General features: G+C 35.4%; 4 protein-coding genes and 2 pseudogenes. 5 read left to right on the top strand and 1 reads right to left on the bottom strand.

The genetic code is table 11. The annotated features are described in order from the left end of the window. Window positions 1–128: pseudogene (locus L656_RS1000000123465) on the top strand (transposase); the annotation flags it as partial. 67 nt (window positions 129–195) lie between these two features. On the opposite strand, the gene L656_RS1000000123215 reads toward L656_RS1000000123465, so the two are convergent. Then, entirely contained in the window at window positions 196–465 is a 270-nt protein-coding gene (locus L656_RS1000000123215) for a hypothetical protein (RefSeq protein WP_024599095.1), read from the bottom strand. Between the two features lie 66 nt (window positions 466–531). Between L656_RS1000000123215 and L656_RS0109935 the strand changes: the two genes are divergently transcribed. The 4 genes and pseudogenes from L656_RS0109935 to L656_RS01000000122145 form a co-directional block, all read left to right on the top strand. Continuing rightward, window positions 532–954, top strand: a complete 423-nt coding sequence (locus L656_RS0109935) for a hypothetical protein (RefSeq protein ID WP_024599094.1) — start codon at window positions 532–534, stop codon at window positions 952–954. Further along, window positions 951–1,388, top strand: a complete 438-nt coding sequence (locus tag L656_RS0109930) for a hypothetical protein (RefSeq protein ID WP_024599093.1) — start codon at window positions 951–953, stop codon at window positions 1,386–1,388. The genes L656_RS0109935 and L656_RS0109930 overlap by 4 nt, the downstream gene beginning before the upstream one ends. A gap of 81 nt (window positions 1,389–1,469) precedes the next feature. Beyond that, window positions 1,470–2,630, top strand: a complete 1,161-nt coding sequence (locus L656_RS0109925) for a hypothetical protein (protein ID WP_024599092.1) — start codon at window positions 1,470–1,472, stop codon at window positions 2,628–2,630. Between the two features lie 111 nt (window positions 2,631–2,741). After that, window positions 2,742–3,394: pseudogene (locus L656_RS01000000122145) on the top strand (transposase); the annotation flags it as partial.

Genomic DNA, 3,394 nt, shown 5'->3' with positions numbered 1-3,394 from the left:
TCACTACGCAATTTACGCGCGTATTTCACGGCGCAGTAGGCAGGCCGACCTCACAAGCAAGTTACTGTGAAAACTTAAAGCGAAAGCGGCGAGCGAATATCAGTAACTGCGAAAAGCTATTAGCATAAATTAAAAACCATTCAGTAAAAGTTAAAACTGCCATTACGGAGTTATTTTCATGCGTGTAATTTGGGTTTAAGAATGTAATGACTTATTTAATAGATGAAATGAAAGTGACCCAGTAAAAAAGATAAATTTTGAATCTGAAGGGCTAATTTTGTGGCACAGTTTTGTTTGTTCGATTAAGGTGGCTGTCTGGTTTGTAGCTGCCTCTGGTTTGTGGCACAGTTTTGTTTGTTCGATTAAGGTGGCTGTCTGGTTTGTAGCTGCCTCTGGTTTGTAGCTGCCAACCTCCAATCCAGTGGGATGTAAGTTTTTTGATAACTCTGTTGGTGTTAATTCCATGTTAACAATTGATTAGATATATTATGTAGAGCCTTTACCAAAGGCTCTACAATAAAAAGGAATGCTATGTTAAAAAAAACAATATGTGTATTGCTCGGTTCATTAGTTTTGCAAGGGTGTGTAGACTCTCATTCAGTAACTGCTGTTGTTAAAAATTCTGTTAAGTTTCAATCAGGTGACATGTTAATATATGATGTAGATATAGAAAGTAGTAAGCATAGTTGCACCATACTCTTGTCTGTAATGGGAAAGGACTTGTGGGCGCTAGAAAACGAAGAAAGCTTATTAAAAGGTTTAGCATGTATTAATAAAGAGGGGCTAATTTTATCTGGTCCTCCTGATGTAGACAGTTTTACTTGGAAACCAGTGGAGGGCGGTTTTGAATTTACAATAGACGCGACTGCTACAGAGCAAAATAATAAAAGTGAAAAACTAAATATTTACACGACATTCCCTTTATTTGTTCCGTTAACAAAGGATTTGAAATGAAATCACAATTAATAGCCCTTTCTAGTATTATGGTGTTAAGTACAGCAGCATTTGCTAATGAATCAAATGTGAATTTTCCTGCTAAGGATAATCAAGATCCATTATTTATAAAAAAATGCGAAGAGTTTAGACAAGCAAAAGCCGATAAAGATATTGATACCTTGATGTCTTTTGTACCAAAGCAATTCAAAGATACGGAAGACGAAAAAAAACGCGCTATCGCATACTTGAGTAAAAAGGCAGAAAAGTTTCAAAAGTATGTAACAAGCCCTGAATTCAAGGTTTTATCTCAAAAATTATCAACTGAATCGAAATCTAATTATGCACAGGTTGACATAAGAGCCCAGTATGGTGAAAAAAAATTCGTGTCTGACGGCTGTGTATTTGAACTTACTAAAGAAAACGGTTGGATAATTATTATTGCGTCTAGCTAATTGGCTTTTCGAATACCTTAAGTATTTATATGTTATGAGAGTATGCTATTAAGCATACTCTTTTTATTTAAAGAGAGAATTTTGGCTAATTCAATTATATTAAAATCACTATTAGAAACGATTAAATGGTTACTAATTTGGCTAACTGTAGCAGGGCTTGTACTAGGTGTTTTAAGTCAAGGCTTGATTTTTGATGCAAGTGATGGGCTTGATGTTTTATTAATTATTGCACTTTTGTTGTTTCAACATCGATTAAAATTTGATGAGCACAATAATCAAATAGATGTAAAGTTGGGGGCTTATTTGTTTAAGAAAAAAATCTTCACCTTTAGTCACCACTCCATTGATACTAGTACGATTAAAACAATTTCATGCCAAGATAATAAAGCCATTAGCGTGATTGATATTAATTACACTTCAGCAGAAGGAAAATTGAGCACCTATACGTTTAGGTGTTTTAAGCAAGCTAAACAAGCGCAGTTAGTAGTGAATAAGCTTTCAACCCTTGAGCGTGTTTATACTGCTAAACGTGAAGAGGCCGAGGCTGAAAAAACAAACTCAGGAACAGTAAACAAGTTTTCAAAAATATTCCCGCAAAATACTATTTTAGGTAATGCTGAAGCTAAAAATAATATTTCTATTCTAAGGTGTGCGCTGCCACTTCCTGATAGTAAGAAAAAATCTGTCTATCTCACCGTAGCTTGTTTCACGTTGCTTACGCTATTTATTTCGTTCTCATCACAAAATTGGAAAGCATCTTTTGCATTTTTAGTAATAACTTATGCAAGCTATTACTTTGCTAGGGTTATTATTTGTAATAAATACTATTTTATAAGAACAGCGCCTTTAAGCTCCATTATCATAAACAATGATGAACTTTTTTTACCCGCGTTACTATTCACTGATAAAACACCTCGCACACTAACTAAGCAGGATATTATCAGCATAAAGGCTAAATGGAATTACAATTACGATTCAGTTGAAAACTCCGTTGGCAGAACTTCAAAAAGATCACACTCAATATCCCTTGTTTTTGATACCACAAAAGGGCAGAGCATCCCACTGTCGCATTGGAGTATTGATAGTAAAGCCCTCGTATATTCGTTACTAAAATACCAATACCCAGTTTCATTAGATAGAACAAGCGAAATGGTTTACCCATTTAAGCGGCATGTTGGTTTGATGGTCGGTTTATTTATCGTGATAGTAATTATAAATGCGAGTAATTTCCAAATCTTATAAGCTCTTTTAATTCGTAAAAAATAAACTGAACATCCACTTTAATTTTTTATTTTATGAAATTAAAGGCTAAGTTTTAGTTAGTTTAAAAAATAGTCGAGGTGCTCTAGCTCTATGGCAATCGCAAGAAAGCGTCAAGTAAGTTTGGTTGATACAAAGTACTACCACTGTATATCACGTTGCGTTAGGCGTGCTTTCTTATGTGGTGAAGATCATTTTACAGTTAACTCTTACGCGCATCGCAGAGGCTGGGTTGAAGAAATACTACTTATGCTCGCGAAGGTGTTTTGTATTGACGCGTGTGCTTATGCTGTCATAAGCAATCATACGCACTTAGTGTTGTATGTTGATGATAAAAAAGCAAATCGGCTGAATAATAAAGCGATTGTTATTTGCTGGCATAAGCTTTGTAAAGGCATATTGTTAACGCAAAAATATGTACAAAGTGAAAAGTTAAGTAAAGTTGAGTCCATCTTTTTCAATCAAACGGTTAAATAATACCGCGAACGCTTATCAAGTATTAGCTGGTTTATGCGGTTACTAAATGAAGACATTGCCCGCAGAGCAAATAAAGAAGATAACTGCACAGGGAGGTTCTGGGAGGGTAGATTCAAATCGCAAGCATTACTAGATGAAGCAGCGCTTGCAGCCTGTATGGCCTATGTTGATTTAAATCCCATTAGAGCTAAAATGGCTAACACACCAGAAGAGTCAGACCATACCAGTGTACAAAATCGCTTAACATGCGCGGCAGAAGGTAAACAACC

Source organism: Pseudoalteromonas sp. TAE56 (genome assembly GCF_000497955.1).
Lineage (GTDB): Bacteria > Pseudomonadota > Gammaproteobacteria > Enterobacterales > Alteromonadaceae > Pseudoalteromonas.
This window is presented reverse-complemented; position numbering and strand designations above follow the sequence as displayed.

What these genes read in the sequence shown, in the direction of transcription:
- L656_RS0109935 (WP_024599094.1), top strand. Translation starts at nt 532, where the DNA reads ATGTTAAAAAAAACAATATGTGTATTGCTCGGTTCATTAGTTTTGCAA.
- L656_RS1000000123215 (WP_024599095.1), bottom strand. Translation starts at nt 465, where the DNA reads ATGGAATTAACACCAACAGAGTTATCAAAAAACTTACATCCCACTGGA.
- L656_RS0109930 (WP_024599093.1), top strand. Translation starts at nt 951, where the DNA reads ATGAAATCACAATTAATAGCCCTTTCTAGTATTATGGTGTTAAGTACA.